General features: G+C 67.9%; 17 protein-coding genes and 1 pseudogene. 2 read left to right on the plus strand and 16 right to left on the minus strand.

From position 1 onward, the window contains the following. Window positions 1-19 precede the first annotated feature (19 nt). From ACZYVJ_RS25405 to ACZYVJ_RS25450, 10 genes are all read right to left on the minus strand, one after another. Window positions 20-358 carry a DUF6285 domain-containing protein gene (locus ACZYVJ_RS25405; RefSeq protein WP_463833980.1) on the minus strand — a complete coding sequence of 113 codons (339 nt, stop codon included), beginning with the start codon at window positions 356-358 and terminating at the stop codon, window positions 20-22. Continuing rightward, a complete protein-coding gene (locus ACZYVJ_RS25410; protein ID WP_463833982.1) occupies window positions 355-1,401 on the minus strand; it encodes a phosphotransferase family protein in 1,047 nt (348 codons plus the stop codon). Before ACZYVJ_RS25410 ends, ACZYVJ_RS25405 begins: the two co-directional genes overlap by 4 nt. Beyond that, on the minus strand, window positions 1,401-2,639 hold the full coding sequence (locus ACZYVJ_RS25415) for an acyl-CoA dehydrogenase family protein (RefSeq protein WP_463833983.1): 1,239 nt from the start codon (window positions 2,637-2,639) through the stop codon (window positions 1,401-1,403). The genes ACZYVJ_RS25410 and ACZYVJ_RS25415 overlap by 1 nt, the downstream gene beginning before the upstream one ends. Before the next feature lie 8 nt (window positions 2,640-2,647). Beyond that, on the minus strand, window positions 2,648-3,316 hold the full coding sequence (locus tag ACZYVJ_RS25420; RefSeq protein ID WP_463833985.1) for a TetR/AcrR family transcriptional regulator: 669 nt from the start codon (window positions 3,314-3,316) through the stop codon (window positions 2,648-2,650). After that, window positions 3,316-4,209 carry a hydroxymethylglutaryl-CoA lyase gene (locus ACZYVJ_RS25425; RefSeq protein ID WP_463833987.1) on the minus strand — a complete coding sequence of 298 codons (894 nt, stop codon included), beginning with the start codon at window positions 4,207-4,209 and terminating at the stop codon, window positions 3,316-3,318. The genes ACZYVJ_RS25420 and ACZYVJ_RS25425 overlap by 1 nt, the downstream gene beginning before the upstream one ends. Before the next feature lie 49 nt (window positions 4,210-4,258). Then, a complete protein-coding gene (locus ACZYVJ_RS25430; RefSeq protein WP_463833988.1) occupies window positions 4,259-5,464 on the minus strand; it encodes a CaiB/BaiF CoA transferase family protein in 1,206 nt (401 codons plus the stop codon). Further along, window positions 5,461-6,636, minus strand: a complete 1,176-nt coding sequence (locus tag ACZYVJ_RS25435; protein WP_463833990.1) for an alpha/beta hydrolase family protein — start codon at window positions 6,634-6,636, stop codon at window positions 5,461-5,463. Before ACZYVJ_RS25435 ends, ACZYVJ_RS25430 begins: the two co-directional genes overlap by 4 nt. Continuing rightward, complete coding sequence (locus ACZYVJ_RS25440; RefSeq protein WP_463833991.1) at window positions 6,636-7,724, minus strand: homogentisate 1,2-dioxygenase; 1,089 nt, start codon at window positions 7,722-7,724, stop codon at window positions 6,636-6,638. The genes ACZYVJ_RS25435 and ACZYVJ_RS25440 overlap by 1 nt, the downstream gene beginning before the upstream one ends. 317 nt (window positions 7,725-8,041) lie before the next feature. Beyond that, window positions 8,042-9,013 (minus strand): NADPH:quinone oxidoreductase family protein, encoded by a 972-nt coding sequence (locus ACZYVJ_RS25445; RefSeq protein ID WP_463833993.1) that lies wholly within the window; start codon window positions 9,011-9,013, stop codon window positions 8,042-8,044. A gap of 22 nt (window positions 9,014-9,035) precedes the next feature. Further along, window positions 9,036-10,034, minus strand: a complete 999-nt coding sequence (locus ACZYVJ_RS25450) for an acrylyl-CoA reductase family protein (RefSeq protein ID WP_463833994.1) — start codon at window positions 10,032-10,034, stop codon at window positions 9,036-9,038. A gap of 22 nt (window positions 10,035-10,056) precedes the next feature. Between ACZYVJ_RS25450 and ACZYVJ_RS25455 the strand changes: the two genes are divergently transcribed. Beyond that, window positions 10,057-10,914, plus strand: coding sequence for an oxidoreductase (locus ACZYVJ_RS25455; RefSeq protein WP_463833995.1), 858 nt, complete (start codon window positions 10,057-10,059; stop codon window positions 10,912-10,914). Here ACZYVJ_RS25455 and ACZYVJ_RS25460 read toward each other — a convergent pair. From ACZYVJ_RS25460 to hisN, 3 genes are all read right to left on the minus strand, one after another. Continuing rightward, complete coding sequence (locus ACZYVJ_RS25460) at window positions 10,907-12,112, minus strand: acyl-CoA dehydrogenase family protein (protein ID WP_463833996.1); 1,206 nt, start codon at window positions 12,110-12,112, stop codon at window positions 10,907-10,909. The genes ACZYVJ_RS25455 and ACZYVJ_RS25460 overlap by 8 nt on opposite strands. A gap of 31 nt (window positions 12,113-12,143) precedes the next feature. Further along, window positions 12,144-13,547 carry an acyl-CoA dehydrogenase family protein gene (locus tag ACZYVJ_RS25465; protein ID WP_463833997.1) on the minus strand — a complete coding sequence of 468 codons (1,404 nt, stop codon included), beginning with the start codon at window positions 13,545-13,547 and terminating at the stop codon, window positions 12,144-12,146. Window positions 13,548-13,633: 86 nt separating this feature from the next. Further along, window positions 13,634-14,425, minus strand: coding sequence for a histidinol-phosphatase (gene hisN / locus ACZYVJ_RS25470; protein WP_463833998.1), 792 nt, complete (start codon window positions 14,423-14,425; stop codon window positions 13,634-13,636). A gap of 33 nt (window positions 14,426-14,458) precedes the next feature. On the opposite strand from hisN, the gene ACZYVJ_RS25475 reads away from it, so the two are divergent. Then, a complete protein-coding gene (locus ACZYVJ_RS25475) occupies window positions 14,459-14,827 on the plus strand; it encodes a hypothetical protein (protein ID WP_463834000.1) in 369 nt (122 codons plus the stop codon). A gap of 8 nt (window positions 14,828-14,835) precedes the next feature. On the opposite strand, the gene ACZYVJ_RS25480 is transcribed toward ACZYVJ_RS25475, so the two are convergent. From ACZYVJ_RS25480 to ACZYVJ_RS25490, 3 genes and pseudogenes are all read right to left on the minus strand, one after another. Beyond that, window positions 14,836-15,942: a PPE family protein gene (locus tag ACZYVJ_RS25480; RefSeq protein ID WP_463834001.1), complete on the minus strand. Its 1,107-nt coding sequence runs from the start codon at window positions 15,940-15,942 to the stop codon at window positions 14,836-14,838. Between the two features lie 92 nt (window positions 15,943-16,034). Then, window positions 16,035-17,201, minus strand: coding sequence for a PPE family protein (locus ACZYVJ_RS25485; RefSeq protein ID WP_463834002.1), 1,167 nt, complete (start codon window positions 17,199-17,201; stop codon window positions 16,035-16,037). Between the two features lie 485 nt (window positions 17,202-17,686). Further along, window positions 17,687-17,850, minus strand: a pseudogene (locus ACZYVJ_RS25490) (slipin family protein); the annotation flags it as partial. Between the last annotated feature and the right edge of the window lie 261 nt (window positions 17,851-18,111).

Below are 18,111 nucleotides of genomic sequence, written 5' to 3' on the forward strand. Positions count from 1 at the left end.
TCCTATCTGACTCGCCGGGCTATTCGCTGTCGTATCCCGGGTGGGCGATGGCCAATCGGCGTCGTACCAGGGTGCGCAGGCAGGCGGTGAGCTGGTCGGCTTGCCCGTCCAGATCGCCGGCCCGTATCGCCGCGGCCAGCTGTTCCTCGTCGGTGAAGCCCAGGCCGACGAGTGCGGTGCGGGATTCCGCCTCGCTCTCGTCGAGCAGTTCGCGCTCGACGATGCGCAGCGCGTTGGCGGCGACCCGAGCGTGGAAATTGACCTGGCCTTCGGTCGCACCGCGCACGTCGCTTTCCAGGAATTCGGCGACCGCGGCCACGAGTTCGGCGGCCAGCGGGCGGCCGTATGCGCCGATCATGGGCTCAGCCCCGATCGCCCGCTTCCTCGCCCCGCCGCGCGGGGCGCCTCGTCCCCGGGCGTATCGAGCAGGTTGAGCAGGTCCCACTCGGTCTCGCAGACGCGACGTCCGATGGTGGCCAATTCGACCGAGCGGTGTTGTCCGCTCAGGTGCCGTTCGGCCTGGAAGCGGCAGATGACACCCCAGCGCAAGGTGGCCAGCACCAGCCACCAGTGAAACGCCACCCGGTCGACGGTAGTCCCGCTGGCCTGCTCGTAGGCGCGCAGAAAGCTTTCGATGCTGCCCAGGCCGCCCGCGCCGAGACTGGCCGGGGCGCCGAATCGCCAGGCCCGGATGCAGAACCACGCCAGGTCTTCGTAGGCCTGCCCGACGTGCACCAGCTCCCAATCCAGCACCGCGGCAAGGTTGGATCCGTCGACGATGAGGTTGCCCATCCGAAAGTCGCCGTGCACCAACACCGCCGGCGACGGCGGGGGTCGGTGGGCGGCCAGCCAGCGGAACCCCCATTCGAATGTTGCGGTGGTGTCGCCCATGTCGTCGAGGCGCTGGCGCCATTCGGCGAGTTGGTCCTCGTGGGTCAGGTCCGGAATGTCCGTGTCGGCGCGGTGAATGGCGGCCACCGCCTGCGCGCACTGCTGCAGCAATCGGGTGCGTGAGGTGTGCCCGTCGGCGCCGTCGAGCTGACGCTGGATGCGCCGCACGATGGTCTCGCCCTTGATCTCGTCGCAGATCAGATACGGATTGCCCAGTGCGGCAGGGGAATTGTCGGCGATCAGCACGTGGGGGACCGGCGCGCCGGCGGCCGCCGCGGCCGCTTGCGTCCTGGCTTCCAGCTCCATGCCGGCATGCACATCGTCGGGCGGGCCGGTGCGCAAGATCAGCGCACGACGCTGCGCGTTGATGACGGCCTCGAACGCCCAGGTGGTCCTGCTGGCGCCACCGGTCAGCGCGCGCAGGTTCTCGACCGCGGTGTCGGCGCCGACGGCCGCCGTGAGCACCCTCGCCAGTTTGGAGGCCAGTTCCGCCGACTCGTCGCGATCCATCACTTCGCGCCGAATTTGAACAGCCGCTGCGCCACCCGGCGAATCTGGATCTCCTCTGCGCCCTCGGTGATCCGGTAGCGACGGTGATGGCGGTAGATGTGTTCGAACTGCTCGTGCCGGCTGTAGCCGAGGCCGCCGTAAACCTGCATGGCGCGGTCGGCGGCGTCGCAGACCAGCCGATTGGCGCGGTAGTTCGCCATCGACACCTTGTCGGAGACCTCCATGTGATGGTCGCGGTCCAGGTGCCAGGCGGCGTATTGCACCAGCAGCCGCACCATCTGCGCCTCGGTCGCCAGCTCGGCCAGCGGCCACTGCACGGCCTGGTTCACCGACAGCGGCTTACCGAATACCTTTCGGCCGGCCGCGTATTCGGCCGCACGGTCGATACAGTATTGCGCCGCGCCCAGACTGCTCGCTGCCTGCCGAATCCGGTTCTCGTGCAGGAAGGTTTGGGCGACTTCCAGGCCGCGGTCCACCTCGCCGAGCACCGCGTCGGCGGGAATTCGAACATCGGTCAACTCGACTTCGCCGTGGTCGGTGGGCATGTTGAAGGTCCACCAGTAGTAGGGGACGTTGAAGCCGGGCGAATCGGTGGGCACCAGGAACGCGGTGATGCCCCGGGCGGCTCCGGGTTCACCGGAGGTGCGCGCGAAGACCAGGTCGTGGGTCGCGCGGTGCACGCCCGTGTTGAACCGCTTGGAGCCGTTGATCACCCAGCTGTCGCCGTCGCGTTCGGCGTGCGTCTCCAGCCAGGTGGCATCCGATCCGTGTTGCGGCTCGGTCAGGCCGAACGCCATGGACCGCTCGCCGGTGATCAGCGCCTCCGACCACTCCTTGCGTTGTTCGTCGGTGCCGAACCGTTCCATCATGATCACCTGCGGGAAGTTGCCGACGATCGACGACTCGTTCTGCAGATCGTTATGCAGGCCAAGGCCTTTGTGCGCCAAGTGTTCCCGGATAACCGCCATGTCGACGTTGGTGCCATCGCGCCCGCCCAGCGCGGCCGGCAGTCCGTAGCGCAGCCAGCCGGCCTTATCGGCTCGCCGGCGCATCTCGGCGAGCAGATCCTCCCATTCGCGTGTCGGGATCCCGTCGTTGTCCCAATCGGTGCGCGCATGCTCGCGACGCTGGTCGAAGTACTGCATGTTCTCGCGTTCCAGCGGCTTGATCTCGCCCTCGATGAACTCGTCCATCTCGGCGAGCACGCCCGGAAGGTGCTCTGGCAGAGTGAAATCCACGTCTTCTCCTAAGATCTCGTGAGGCCGCCGTACAGGGTTTTCTTCCAGACCGTCGACAAGGTCGCGATGGCGTCTTCATCGCTGATGTTCAGACCGAGGCCCGCGGGCCCGGACGGTCCGACGAACACGGTAGTGAAGTTCTCGAACAGCAACGCGATGGCCGCCGCGATGTGCTGGGGGTGCAGCTCGGCGCCGTAGCCCTGATCCTGGGCCCGGCGCACCGATGCCGCCACGAGGTCCATTCCGAACCGGCGGAATTCGTTCTGCACGGCCGCGAAGCGCCGCTGGGTGGCGGCCAGCTGGGCCACGGCGATCATGATGCCGATGTTCTGCTTGAACATGTTCCAGTAGCCGGTGACCACCGCAGTAAAAAAGTCGTCGTCGTCGGTGGGGGCACCTCCGACTTGCGGGGGAGAGTCCGGCAGGTGGACGCTGAGTCCCGACGGCGTCACCACCTCGTGCAGGAACGATTGCGCGAGCGCGGCCAGCAGGTCTTCCTTGTCGGTGAAGTATCGGTAGAACACCGCCGGTGATTTTCCCGCGGCCGAGGTGATGTCGGCCAGGGTGGTGCCGTGAAAGCCCCGTTCGGCGAACAGCTTCCGGGCGGCCTGCTCGATGGCCTGCCTGGTCTGGCGGCCCTTGGCGGTCAGCTCGCGGTTCGCCTCAGGGGCGGACATCAGTTCCGCATCCGGTCACCGGCGCGCAACAGGGCGCTAGGCAGGTCGTGTCCCACCACCGCCTTTGCCACGCCGGCCGCGGCGATGGCGGCCTGCAGGTCGACGTCCACGTCGATGCCGCTGTCGCGCAGCAGGTATACGAGATCCTCGGTGGCGATGTTGCCGGTGGCGCCGGGAGCGAAGGGGCAACCCCCCAGGCCGCCGACCGAGGCGTCCAGCCGGGTCACCCCCGAGCTGACCGCGGCGTAGGCGCTGGCCAGGCCGGAGCCGCGGGTGTTGTGGAAATGCCCGCCCAGCGGCAGGTCGCCGATCACCGGACGCAGTTGTGCGATCAGTGAACTCACCCGGCCGGGGGTGGTGGTGCCGATGGTGTCGGCGATCGACAGGCGGTCGGCGCCGCGGTCGCGGGCGGCCGCGGCGATCTCGAGCACCCGCTGGGGCGGGGTGGGGCCTTCGAACGGTGAGTCCCAGGCGGTGGCGATGACGACTTCGACGGTGACATCGCTGTCGTGCGCGATCGCGACGATCTCGTCGATCTGGTCGGCGGCCTCGGTACTGGTGCGCCCGACGTTGGCCTCGCTGAAGGTGTCGTCGGCGGCCACCACGTACTCGATGGAGCGCAGCCCGGCGGCGACGGCGCGCTTGGCGCCGTTGGGGCTGGCCACCAGGGCCGAGAATTCGATGTCGGGGTAGTCGTGCAGATGGGCGGCCAGCTCGGCGGCGTCGGCCATCGACGGCACCTTCGTCGGGGAGACGAACGCGGTGACCTCTACCTCGCGAACGCCGGTGGCCGCCACCGCGGCCAGCAGTTCGAGCTTGGCCGACAACGGAATTGGCGTTTCGATCTGCAGACCGTCGCGCAGGGCCACTTCTCGAATCTCAACATGTGTCATTGGCGCCCCTCCTGCTCATCGCTGGGCTCTGCATCGTCGCCGGCGCGTGTCATAGCACCTTCTCGGCGCGCAGCTCATCGAGCTCCTCGGCCGTCTTGCCCAGCAGCCCGATGAAGACGTCGTCGTTGTGCTGGCCCGGGCGTGCGGGGCCGGCGTTGCGGACCTGCCCTGGCGATTCTGAGAGCATCGGCACGATGCCGGGGCCCAACACGTTGCGCTGCACGCGTTCGTCGTAGTGCTCGACCAGCATGCCGCGCGCCCGCAGCTGCGGGTCGTTGACCACCTCGGCGACCGTATTGATCGGCCCCGCGATCACGCCTGCGGCGGAAAGAGTTTCGATGATCTCGCCCGGCTGGCGTTCCGCGGCCCAGGCGCCGATGATGTTGTCGAGTTCGTCTTGATTGCGGCCCCGCGCGACGTGCGTGGCGAACCGGTCGTCGGTGGCCAGCTCCGGGCGGCCCATCGCCTTGCACAGCCGGGCGAAGACGGTGTCCTGGTTGGCGGCGATCACCACCCACGAGCCGTCGGCGCTGCGGTAGATGTTGGACGGGGCGATGCCCTCGAGCCGGGTGCCCGACGGCCCGCGCACCACGCCGCCGACGTCATAGTCGGGAATGGTGGATTCCTGTACGGCCAAGCATGATTCGGTCAGCGCGACGTCGACCACCTGGCCGCGCCCGGTGACGCTGCGCCGGTACAGCGCGGCCAGCGCGCCCTGGGCACCGAACATGCCGGCCAGGCTGTCGCCGAGCGAGAGCGCCAGCCGGGGCGGCGGACCGCCCGGAAAACCGTTGAGGTGACGCAGCCCGCTGGCCGCTTCGGCGACCGACGCGTAGCCGGCCTTGGTGGCGTCCGGTCCGGTCTGCCCGTAGCCGGACACCCGGACCAGGATGATGCCCGGATTGCGTTCGCTGAGCACGTCGTAACCCAGGTTCCACTTTTCCAGGGTGCCCGGACGGAAGTTCTCCACCACGATGTCGGACTTCTCGACGAGCTCGCAGAACAGTTCACGCCCACGGGGGTGACGCAGGTCCAGGGTGATCGCCTTCTTGTTGCGCGCGTGCACCGTCCAGAAGACGTGCTGCCCGTCGAGCTCGGCCTGACCCCAGGTGCGCAGCGGGTCCGGGGCCGTGGGCAGTTCCACCTTGATGACGTCGGCGCCCATGTCGCCGAGCAGCCGGCCCGCGAAGGGCCCGGCGATCAGGGTGCCCAGTTCGAGCACCCGAACGCCGTCCAGCGGACCGCTCACCGTCATACGGCGCTCGCGAAATCGTGCCGCACCAGCCAGTCGGTGACAATGGTGACGGCGGCCCGCAGCGCGTCGCGCTGGTCGGGGCCCGCGTAATAGTGTGTGGCGCCGGGGATTTCGTGCATCTCCTTGTCCTCGTGTCCGATCGCCTGGAACAGCCGCCGGGTGTGGCTGGGCGTGCAGGCGTCATCCGCCAGGTTACCGATCACCAGCGCGGGGATCGCGAGGTCGGGTCCGCAGGCCACCGCGTCGCCGCGGGCGTCGTCGTAGCTCCACTGCGAAAGCCAGCCGCGCAGGGTGGAGAACCGGGCCAGCCCGACCGGGCTCATGTTCACCACCTGAGGATCCCCCAGGTAGCAGGTGCCGGGGACGCGTTCGTTGAGATCGACGGCCGGGTCCAGCCAGCGCGGGTCGGCCATGGTGCCGTGCACGACGAAACCGAACTCGTCATCGGGCCGGCCGGCGGCCGCCAACTCGCCCAGCTTGTCCCTCACCCATGCGGTGATGCGCCGGTTGCGGTCGATCTGCGCCTGCCGGTAGCGGTCCAGGAACTCTTGGCTGTAGGGCGGCTGATTGGGGTTGTCGGGGTTGTACAGGTCCAGCTCGGGATCGCGCTTGGTCGGGTCGGATTCGTCGAGGATCGACGCGTCCAGCCACTCGGTCAGCGTGCCGTGCCGGCTGATGTGCGCGGCCAGCAGCATGATGCCGTCGGCCGCGGGCAGGTCGAGTTTGGTCAGGTCGGGGCCGTCACCGGTCGGGCTGGACGTGATGGTGGGATTCTGCGCCTGCTGCTGGTAGAACACCGACAGCGAACCGCCGCCGCTCCATCCGGCCAGCACCACCTTCTGATAGCCGAGCCGCTTCTTGGCGTCCTTGATGCACTCGCCGAGATCCTCGACGACCTTCTCCATCAGCAGCGCCGAGTCGGTGCCGCGGAAGCGGCTGTTGCAGTAGATGACGTGATGGCCGGCCCGCGCCAGCGCGTTGATCATCGGCAGGTAGGCGCCCCCGCCGATGGGATGCATGAACACCAGCACGGTGTCCGACGGCTTGTCCTTCGGCTTGAGCAGGTAGCTCTCCAGCACGGTGATTTCGGCCAGGCCGCCGTAGACGTCCCGTACCCCGGAATTGTTCTGGAAGGCTACGAGATACGGGATCCGGTCATACTCGTGTTTCATCAATGTTGTCCTAGGTCGTGGGCCAGTACCTCTGCCGACGGGGTGAGCCGCCGGCGTGTGTCGATGGCGATTACCTGCCAGTCGACGCGGGAGTAGTCGTCGAATTTGCGGCGCGCCCGTTCGCGTGCCTTCTCCGGTGCGCCGTGGTGAACCCCTTGCGGCGCATGGGATATCAAACCGGGTGGCATCGGGATGCCGTACAGCGAGCCGCCGTGGAAGAAGGCGATCTCGTCGTAGTCGACGTTGCGGTGATACCACGGTGTGCGTTCGGTGCCCGGAATCCCCTCGGCGGGCTTGGGCAGGAAGTTCATCACATAGACGCCGGTGGCCTGCATGAACAGGTGCACCGTCGGCGGCAGGTGGACGCTGTCGGAGGTGACCACGTTGTAGTCGGCGATGTTGAACGTGAACGCGAAGTTATCGCCGCGCCAGCCCTCGACGTCGAGCGGATTATGTTGGTAGAACAGCGTTGTCGGGCCGCCCTCGTGGACGAGCCGAACCTCGAATTCACCGTCGGCCTCGTCGGCCGGCACCGGCTCGGGAATGACGACCTGCGACGGGTCGAAGGGGAAGTGACGGCCCAGCGCACCGGGTGGCGGCACCCGAAACTCGTCGGTGGCCTCGATCATCAGCATCGTCGTCGCGCTGTCGGGCAGCTGGCGCCAGGTGCATGCCTTCGGGATGTACAGCCAGTCGCCCTCCCGGTAGCGCAGCGGCCCGAATTCGGTTTCGGCCAGGCCGCTGCCCTGGTGGACGAAGCACAGCAGGTCGCCGTCGACGTGACGGACGAAGAACGGCATCGGCTCGTGACGACGGCTCAACAGGATTCGGCAGTCGTCGTTGCTGAACATCAGCAGCGGTCCGCCGTCCGCTTCGGTGGTGTCGCTGGGTTTGAGCTCGCTGGACAGCACGTCGATGGGCCGCAGCGGGCCGACCGATCGGTAGGCGGTGGGGTCGTGGCTCCGGTACAGGTTGGCCGTCCGGCCGGTGAAGCCGCCCCGGCCCAACTCGTCGTCCTTGAGGCCTTCGAGGTCGGCGTGCAGGCGGCGCGGTGTTCGGCCTTTTCGCAGGTGCACAAAGGATTCCATGGACGGCTCCTCCGATGGGGCCAGCTGGTGGCGATCAGGGTTTACAAAACTGAAAGTGACATTACTTTCTCTTTTTGGACCGCACAAGGGCCGCCGCGAGCGGTCGCATCCGGGTCGGCGCGAGCTGTCCTCGTGACCGTCGCGCATTCGTCACGTGCGCCACAGGCGTCTCCGCCGGGGCAAGGCCTGTCTTGTGCCCACCTCGCGGCGACAAGCCCCATTCGCGCGAAGCCGGCCGACGGTTGCCGCTATGAGGCGGGCAAACAGTCAACTGCCCCGCGCCGAAACCACTGTGGCAGCTGGGCCAAGCGCGGCGGCTAACCGCGGACGCGCAGCACGACCTTTCCCTTGGCGCTGCGGTTCTCCAGGGAGGCGACGGCGGTCGCGGCTTGCTCCAGCGGGTAGGCCACCGGCTCGGGCGGGGCCAGCTCCCCGGCGGTGAGCAATCGCTCGAGTCCCGCCCACTGCTCGTCCAGCGCGCCCGGATGCGTCCCCGCCCAGGCGCCCCAGCCCACGCCGACCACGTCAACGTTGTTGAGCAGCAACCGGTTTACCTTGACGGTAGGAATCTCACCGCCGGTGAACCCGACGACAAGCAGTCGCCCGCCGGGAGCCAGTGAACGCAGGGAGTCGGTGAACCGGTCGCCGCCGACCGGGTCGACGACGATGTCGACGCCACGGCCGTGGGTCAACTCCTTCACCGCGTCCTTGAAACCGTCGGCCAGCACCACATCGGTCGCGCCGGCCGCGGTGGCGATGTCGGCCTTGTCCTGCGTGCTGACCACGGCGATGGTGCGGGAGGCGCCCAACGCCGGCGCCAGGCGCAGCGCCGAGGTGCCGATGCCTCCGGCCGCGCCCTGCACCAGAACCGTCTCGCCGCGCTGCAGCCGGCCCCGGACGGTCAGCGCGAAGTACACCGTCAGGTCGTTGAACAGCAGGCCGGCGCCCGCCTCGAAGCTCACGGTGTCGGGCAGCTTGAACACCCGGTCCGGGGCCAGCACCGCGACCTCGGCCATGCCGCCGGACAGCATGGTGAGGCCGACGACCCGGTCACCGGGGCCGACGTGCGCGCCCTCGGGTGCGGATCGGACCACGCCGGCGATCTCGGCGCCGAGCACGAACGGCAACTCCGGGCGGTATTGGTAGAGGCCCCGGGTGAGTAGGGCGTCCGGGAAGGCCACCCCGGCGGCGTGTACGTCGACGACGACCCCGTCGCCCGACGGTTCGTCGATGTCGGTCAGCTCGACCGCGTCTGGACCATCGAGCCGAGTCACCTGTACCGCGCGCATGCCACCAGAGCCTACTGGCCGTTCAGAATCCGCCCGCGACCCGCACCACGGCCCGGCCGGAGAATTTGCCGGCGCGCACCTGGTCGATCACGCCGACGACGTCTTTCACGTCGACATCGCTGACCAGCGAGTCCAGATGGCGTGGCCGCAGCGAATCGCCGAGCCGGGCCCACAATTCGCGGCGCGGTCCGATCGGCATCAGCACCGAGTCCATTCCGAGCAACGCGACGCCGCGCAGGATGAAGGGCAGCACCGTGGTGTGCAGGGCCGGGCCGCCGGTGAGGCCGCTGGCCGCCACCGCGCCGCCGTAATCGACGGTGCTGAGCACGTCGGCCAGGGTCGCGCCGCCGACACAGTCCACGCCGCCCGCCCAGCGCGCCTTGCCGAGCGGCCGTGGCTTGGCGTCGGGGTCGGCGGGCAGCCGGCCGATAAGCTCCGCGGCGCCGAGGGCTTTGAGCCGCTCGGCGGCCTCGGCTTTACCGCTCGAGGCGACGACCTGATAGCCCGCGCCCGCCAGCAGGTCGACGCTGACCGAGCCGACGCCGCCGGTGGCTCCGGTGACGACGATGGGGCCGGCGTCGGGCGTGATGCCCCAGCCGATCAGCGCCTGCACGCTCATCGCGGCGGTGAAGCCCGCCGTTCCGATCGCGGCGCCCTCGTGCGGGCTCAACGCGCCGAGCGGCACCACCTGGTCGGCCGGCAAGCGTGCGTATTCGGCGTAGCCGCCGTGGTGCCCGGTGCCGATGGCATACCCGTGGGCCAGTACCTGGTCGCCGACGGCGAAGTCGGCGGACGTCGACTCCACGACCTCGCCGGTCAAATCGATGCCCGGGACCACCGGATAGTCGCGCACCACGCCGCCACCCGGCGTCAGTGCCAGCGCGTCTTTATAGTTGACGCTGGAATACAGAACCCGGATGGTCACGTCGCCGGGGGGCAGGTCGGAGTGGTTCAGAGTCTCGACCGACGCGGTTATCCGGTCGCCATCTTGGCGCGCGACGAGCGCGTGAAAGGTGTCCATGCTTCGACGCTAACCTCACCGTATGGATCCCTTTCCACTCGGAGGGTTTTCGGTCAATCGCATCGGCTTCGGTGCCATGCAGTTGCCCGGGCCCAATGCGTTCGGTCCGCCGCGCGACCGCGACGAGGCGCTCGCCGTGCTGCGCCGCGCGGTCGAACTCGGTGTCGACCACATCGACACCTCGCAGTTTTACGGTCCCGACGTCGCCAACGAACTGATTCGTGCTGCGCTGCATCCCTATCCGCCGAACCTGGCGCTGGTCAGCAAAGTCGGCGGGCGCCGCGACAGCAAGGGCGCCTGGCTGCCCGCCGGCGCGCCGGCCGAGTTGCGCGGCGACATCGAAACGAACCTGCGCAGCCTCGGCGTCGAGCGACTGGCCGTGGTCAACCTGCGAGTGTTCGACAGCGACGGCCCGGACCGGGCGTTCGACGACCAGCTCTCGGTCATGATCGAGGCCAGCGACCGGGGATTGATCGGCGGAGTCGGGCTGAGCAACGTCAACCGCGAGCACCTGCTGCACGCCCTTGAGCGCACCGAGATCGCTTGTGTGCAAAACGCATTCAATCTGGTGCACCGGGAGTCGGCCCCGGTGCTGGAGGAATGCGAGGCTCGGGGGATTGCCTTCGTCCCGTTCTTTCCGCTCGGTGCGGCGTTCGCGCGGCCCAACCCGGTGCTCAGCCACCCGGTGGTTCAGGAGACCGCGCAGCGTCTGGGTCGCACACCGGCTCAGGTCGCGTTGGCGTGGACGCTCGGCGTTGCGCCCAACGTGCTGCTGATCCCCGGCACCTCGTCGCGCAGCCACCTGGAGGAGAACATGGAGGTCGCGTCCGTCGAACTGGACGACGAAGCCCGCGGGCGGCTGAACGCGGTCGCTACTTGAGCTCGGACGAGGACAGGCCCAGCAGGCGGCGGGCGACCACCAACTGCTGAATCTGTTGCGTGCCTTCGAAGATGTCCAGAATTTTCGAGTCGCGCGCCCATTTCTCCAGCAGCAACTGCTCGGAATATCCCGCGGTACCTGCCAATTCGACGGTCTTGAGCGTGACGTCGGTGGCCATCCGGCCGGCCTTGGCCTTACTCATCGACGCTTCTTTGGAATTGGGGATCTTGTTGTCGGCCTGCCATGCCGCGCGCAGCGACAGCAAATAGGCGGCCTCCCAGTCGGCTTCCATCCGCAAGAATTCCGATGCCGCCGCGCTTTGGACGTGCGAGGGCCGGTCGTAGGAGATCTCCACGCCGGCCTCGGTGAGGATCTTGCGAATCTCCTCCAGCGCGGCGCGGCCGACACCGACCGCCATTGCGGCGACGATGGGTCGGGTGTTGTCGAAGGTCTCCATCACTCCGGAAAAGCCCTTGCCCACCTCGATTTCGGGGTTGCCGAGCAGGTTTTCCTTCGGGATGCGGGCATTGTCGAACCGGATGACCGCGGTGTCGGAACCCTTGATGCCGAGCTTGTGCTCGAGCCGTTCGACCGTGACACCGGGATGTTCGCGCGGCACGACGAATGACTTGATCGCCGCGCGGCCCTGTGCCTTGTCGAGCGTCGCCCACACCACGATGTGGGTGGCGCGGGATCCGGCGGTGACGAAGATCTTCTCGCCGTTGATCACGTACTCGTCGCCGTCCAGGGTGGCGGTCGTCGACACCGCGGCCGAGTCCGACCCGAAGCCCGGTTCCGTGATGGCCATCGCCGCCCACACCTTGCCCAGGCGTTGCAGCTGCTCCTCGTTGGCGACAGCGGAGATGGCCGCGTTACCCAGCCCCTGATAGGGGACCGACAGCATCATCGCGAGATCGCCCCAGCTGGCTTCCAGCGTCTGCAGCAGCGCGGCCATGTTGGCACCGTTGTGGTTCTTGTCCCGTTCTTCGTCCTCGCCGCCCAGCGCGTTCGCTCCCGCGAATTCGATTGACTCCGAGGCACCTTCGAAGAGGCTGAACAGCGTGTCCAGCTCGACCGGGTACGCGTGCTCCTTGAGGTCGTACTTGCGAGCGATCGGTCGCATCAACTCGGCGGCGCCCTGATGCGTCTTCGTCGTCACCGCCTGCATCTTGCGGGGAAGTTCCAGATTGATTGCCATGATTGAACTTTCAGTTCGAGTTGGATACGACTTAGATGACGACGACGCCCTCGGCGACGCCGATGGCCCGCAGGTCGCGGTACCAGCGTTCGACCGGGTGCTCCTTCGTGTAGCCGTGGCCGCCGAGCAGCTGAACGCCGTCCAGGCCGATCTGCATGCCCTTGTCGGCGCCGAGCCGCTTGGCCAGCGCCGCCTCCCGGACGAACGGCAGGCCCTGCTCGGCGCGCGCCGCGCCGCGCCAGGTGATCAGCCGCAGCCCGTCCAATTCGATGGCGATGTTGGCGCACATGAAGGCCACGGCCTGGCGGTGCGCGATCGGCTCACCGAAGGCCTCGCGTTCCTTCACGTACGGGACGACGTAGTCGAGCACCGCGTGGGAGGTGCCGACGGTCAGCGCCGCCCAGCCCAGCCGGGCCAGTGCGATCGCCTCGGAGTAGTCCTCGTCGGTCGCCTCGTCCTCACCGAGCCGGGCGCTCGGCGGCACGGTCACGCCGGACAGCTCGAGGTGGCCCAGGGCCGCCGCGCGAATCCCCATGCTCGGATCCGCTTTGACGGTAAGGCCTTTCGACGAAGACTCGACGATGAACAAGGCCGGCTTGCCGTCCAGCTGCGCGCCGATGATGAACAGCTCCGCGTCGGCGGCGGCCGGGACCAACGACTTCACCCCGTCGAGGCGGTAACCGCTCGGAGTGCGCACGGCGGTGGTCTTCAGCCGGGTGGGGTCGAAGAGCGGTTGCGGCTCGGCGATGGCCACGCACGCCTGGGGCACGTTCTCGCCGGCGAACTCGGGCAGGTAGGTGGCCTGCTGGTCGGCGCTGCCCCAATGGGTCAGCGCGGAGGCCACGCCGCCCGGTGCCAGCAGCGGCAACGCCAGGCCCATGTCGCCGTAGGCCAGCGCCTCGGCGACGAGCACGTTGGTCACGCTGGACCGGTGCGCGGCGATGCCGTCGAAATCCTCGGGGATGTTGATCGCGGTGATGCCAAGCTCGGCGGCCTTGCTGATCAGTTCGTGCGGGTAGGTCGCCGCCTCGTCGGCGTCGTGCGCGGCGGGGCGCAGCACTTCGGCGGCGAACTCGTCCAGAGTCTCGACGATCATCTTCTGCTCATCGTCGGGCGTCAGGTCGAAGTAGTCCTTGCCGCTGGACTTGAGCCGGGTCGGCCCGCCGCGCAGGTTCTGGATCCGCTTGAACTCCCGAGACGAATTGGCGACCGTGGAGAAAACCGTCTTCGTGCCATAGCGCAGGGCGCGGTTGAGCGGGTCGCGCAGCTTGTACTTGTCCAGGAACTCCTGCCCGACGAGCGGGGTGATCAGCGCGATCGCGATGTCGACGCCGGTGCGCTTGTGTGGTTGCAGCCCGACCGCGGACTTGTGGTCGCGCCGTTTGACGCGGGAGCGGGCGGATTTTGAAGTCTCTTTTGAACCGGAACCGGTCATTTTTCAGCAGCCTCAGGTCGATGGGCAATGCGGATAGCTCCGATCTTACTCCGGAGTAAGATCGGAGAGAACACTTGTTAACTAATTCACACCTGCGGGCCCGAGAGCCTGCCGAGCACCTGCTGTTGCAGCAGGCCGTTGGTTGCCACGGCGCTGCCGTGATGCGGTCCCGCGGTGCCGTCCAACGCGGTCAGTGCCCCGCCCGCTTCGCGCACCAGGACGTCGAGAGCCGCGAGATCCCACACTGACACCTCCGGTTCGGCGGCGATATCGACCGCGCCTTCGGCGAGCAGGCAATAGGACAGAAAGTCGCCGAAGGCGCGCACCCGCCACACCGCGTCGGTCAGCGCGATGAATCGGTCCCGCACGCCGAGTTGCGCCCACCCGGACAGGCTGGAGAAAGACAGGCTGGCCGAATTCAGTTGTGCCACAGAGGAAACCGAGAGACGACGCGCGGGCGCACCGTTGACCGCGACGAAGGCGCCCTGGGTGTGCGCGGCCCACCACCGGCGCTGCAATGCCGGGGCGCTGACGACACCGACGACGGGAACACCGTCGTGCAGCAGTGCGATCAGCGTGGCCCACACCGGCACCCCGCGAACAAAGTTCTTGGTGCCGTCGATCGGGTCGATGATCCATTGACGTCCGGTGAACGTAGTGTCGCCGCCGAACTCTTCGCCGACGATGCTGTCGTCCGGCCGTTCACGTCCGAGCACCTCGCGCAGGTCGGTTTCCACCGCGCGATCGGCGTCGGTCACCGGCGTCAGGTCGGGTTTGGTGTCGATGCGCAGGTCCAGCGCGCCGAAGCGGGCGGACGTCAACGTGTCTGCGCGGTCGGCGAGCGCCAGGGCCAGCGCCAGATCGCCGGTGCGATTCATGACGCAGTCTTATCACGGACCTACCATGGCCTCGTGTGGGAATTCGGACTGCTGCTCCTGCTGGTGGCGATCTTGGGCGTGTTTCTCGTCCAGCGGTTCGTCCCGCGTGGACCCCGCGGTGAGCTGCTGAGCGGCACGCTGTTGGTGACGGGGATAAGCCCCCGACCCGACGCCACGGGCGAGCAGTTCGTGACCATCGCCGGCGTGATGAACGGGCCCACCGTCAACGAGCACGCGGTGTATCAGCGCATGGCCGTGGACGTGAATCAATGGCCGACCATCGGCCAGCTGTTCCCGGTGGTCTATTCGCCGAAGAATCCGGACAACTGGAGGTTCGCCCCGCCGGTATCTCCGCCTGGGCCGCCCGCGCCACCCGAGGCGCCGCAGCCCCCCGCGGGCTGAGTTTTCCGTCAGCCCGCTGCGGGCGGACGCGTCATCACCGTGATCCGTCTGCCGTAGCGCGGGACCACGAGCGCCGTCCGCCTGACCGTCCCGCCCGGGATCCCGGGGATGCCGGTCGTCCCGGACCCGGTCCGGGCGACGGCGTCGTTCGCCGTCAGGTCGGACAAGCCGCCGCCCGGTAATGCCGCGACTTGGTTGCCGGTCGCGCTGGCCCAGCCGGCGGGCACCGACATCGGGCCGATCCGTTCGGCACGCGCGAGCACCGCGCCGACGTTGCCCAGGCCTGACCCGGAACCGCTGAGCGTGGGAGCTTTCGGCAGCGCGGCCGGAACGGCCCCGAGGTTCGGCAAAATGCCTAAGTTCTTGTCGGCCTGGATGATTCCCGAAGGGGTCCCTTCCGAGGTGAAAATTGACCTGAAGACGGTCTGGGCGCCCTGGATGGTGTCAAGGACTCGGAAATCGAGCGGAGTTTCCGACGACGAACCGGGTGTAGCGGAATTCACCGCCTGCGATCCCGAGTCCGCGCCCGATTTCGAAGCGTTCGCGGCAGCTCGTGCGACGGCGTCCTGCTGTGCCGTCACCCCGTCGTTGGTGGTGGTCTGTCGCGGGGAGGCAAACGGCGAGAATTGCACCGCCGCAGTGGAACTGGCGGAATAACCGTACATCGCTGCGGCGTCCTGAGCCCAGTATTCGGCGTACTGGGCCTCGGTGGCCGCGATGGCCCCGGTGTTCTGGCCGAAGAAGTTGGTTGCCACCAGCGTGGCCAATTGGGTGCGGTTGGCCGCGACCGCGGGCGGGGGCACGGTCATGGCATGCGCCAGCTCGTAGGCGGCGGCGGCCGCCCGGGCCTGGATGGCCGTCTGCTGTGCACGGTCGGCGGTCGAATACAGCCACGCCACATAGGGCGCGGCGCCGGCCACCATCGCCTGGGCTGCGGGCCCGTGCCAGTACAAGCCGGTCAGGCCGGACAGCACCGATTCATACACCGCGGCCGTGATGCTCAACTCGGCAGACAGCGCGTCCCAGCCTCCCGCGGCAGCCAGCAGCGAGCCCGACCCGGGGCCCGAGTACATCCGGCCAGAGTTCACCTCTGGTGGAAGAAAGCCGAATTCCATTGTCTTACAGCTCTAAAAGCTGCGTGAGGCGAAACTGCTTGCGGCGAACGGTTCGTCCTATGACCGACAGCAGTTGGCTCAGTGGTGGCACGTCACCCGGCGGCCGGCGGGCGTGGCATCACGGTGAGCCGCACGCCGTAGCGTGGCGGGGCCCCCGCGCCGGCCGATCGCGCGGCACCGCCGCCCGGCATGCCGGGGTACCCGGGATATCCGGACGCCACCGGCTCCTCGGTCCCCGGGATCGTGGTGAAGCCCGCGGGTTCCAGCGGCGAGATATGGGTGCTCGTGGGGGCGGCCCAACTTGCAGGGACCGACATCGGCCCGATCGTGCCGGCGTGCGAGAGGGTCGCGGTGACGTTGCCCAGGCCACCGCCGAGGCCCGCCGTGGCGCCGCGGAGTGCGGGCGCCGCGATCGCGGGAGCGAGATTGGCCGCGGCCGCCCCGGGCTTGGCCAGGATGCCCAAATTGTTTTCCGCACCGATGATGCCGGACACGAACTGCTCCATGTTGTAGGGAGCGCTAAAGCCGAGGCCCGTCCCCTGGATCGCGTCGAGGACCCGGAAGGCGTTGGTGCCCGAGTTCGCCGTCGATGCGTCGAGGTAATAGACGTCGCCCGTGTTGGTTACCGGTTGCGTTTGCTGTAGCGGTGAAAACGTCTGCGCGGCAACCTTGGTCGCGCCGGCGTTGGTGTTGGCCGTGGCCACGGCGGCGTTCTGGGCGCTCACGCCGGATTCGGTGGTGGATTTGTTCGCGGTGGCGAACCGGGGCAACTGCATCGTCGCCGCCGTCGACGACGCCGAATAGCCGGCCATGGCGGCGGCGTCCTGAGCCCAAAAGTCGGAGTACTGCGCCTCGGTGTCGGCGATGGCCGCGGTGTTCTGCCCCACGATGTTCGACGCCACCAGCGATGCCAGCAGCGTGCGGTTGGCGGCGATCACCGGTGGGGGCACCGTCATCGCATACGCCTGCTCGTAGGCCGCCGCGGCCGTCCGCGCCTGCATGGCCGTCTGCTTCGTCTGCTCGGCGGTCGCTTGCAGCCAGCCCATGTAACGGGCGGCCGAATACGCCATCGACTCGGCGGCGGCGCCGCGCCATTGCAGGTCCAGGCCCGCGAGCACCGACTCGTAGGACTCGGCGGTGGAGGCCAGCTCGGCCGACAGCGCGTCCCAACCTCCGGCGGCGGCCAACAGCGAGGCCAAACCGGGGCCCGTATGCATCCGGGCCGAATTGATTTCGGGTGGAAAAAAAGCCCAATCCATGTGATACATCCCCTCAAAGTGCGGTTTTCGGACAAACGCCACTGGCGCCGGCGCTCGCCGCATCGGCGTGTTCTCGGATATGTGGGCCCTCCCGGATGCGCTTGGCCGGTCGGCGAAGCTCGCCCCGCGTCAGGTGAGAGGGCGGCCCGGCGCGCTCACGCCGCGGCGTTTGGGCGGCGGCGTGGTGTTTAGCGGGGTGGGGGAGCGTGCGCGCAGGGCATTGCAAAAGACCTTCGGGTTTTGGGCCCTTTAAAAGTCGCAGGTGCGGCCGACGCGTGCGGGGTTTTGCTTATTTCACGGCGGGGACCAGGCAGAATTCAGCTTGTGTTCGCTTGGTGTTCATCTTCTGTTAACCATGCTCCGCCGTAAGTTTACGTCTGTTCAACAACGAAAGTATTTGACGTGCTTGGCATCTGGAAGCGGCGACGACATTCGTCACCGCCGATGGTTCAAGTTATCGACCACACCCTGCAGCGCTTCCGGTCCTCGCGGGCCATCGTCGGCCGCATCGACTCGGGAATTTCGACGTTGATCTCCACGACGCGCACCTGCACACCCCGGGGCTCGGTCTGCTTCTCGATGACGTGCGCAGGTCGCGGTTGAGATCCTCGCGGTGTGCCAGCGGCGTGTCCAGGTCCGCCCGGGTCAGCGCCGTGGTGATGTTTCAGGTGATGGACCGCTCAAAGCGATCCTGGGTGGTGGTGCCTGCTGTTTCGCATGTCAGCCACGCCAGGTTCGTCCGCACCTGATTTCCGGTCCCTGGCGTCGCGATGGCAACAGTCAATTCGGTTATATGGGCGCACCATAGGGTCCAATGGCACCTAATTCAGGACCAATGCCTCTGGGGGAGTGGGGTTTACGGGTCGTAGAGTCTTGGCTGAACGGTGTAATGAACACTTTTCTACCGCGC

It is taken from the genome of Mycobacterium sp. IDUB_3, from assembly GCF_055419585.1.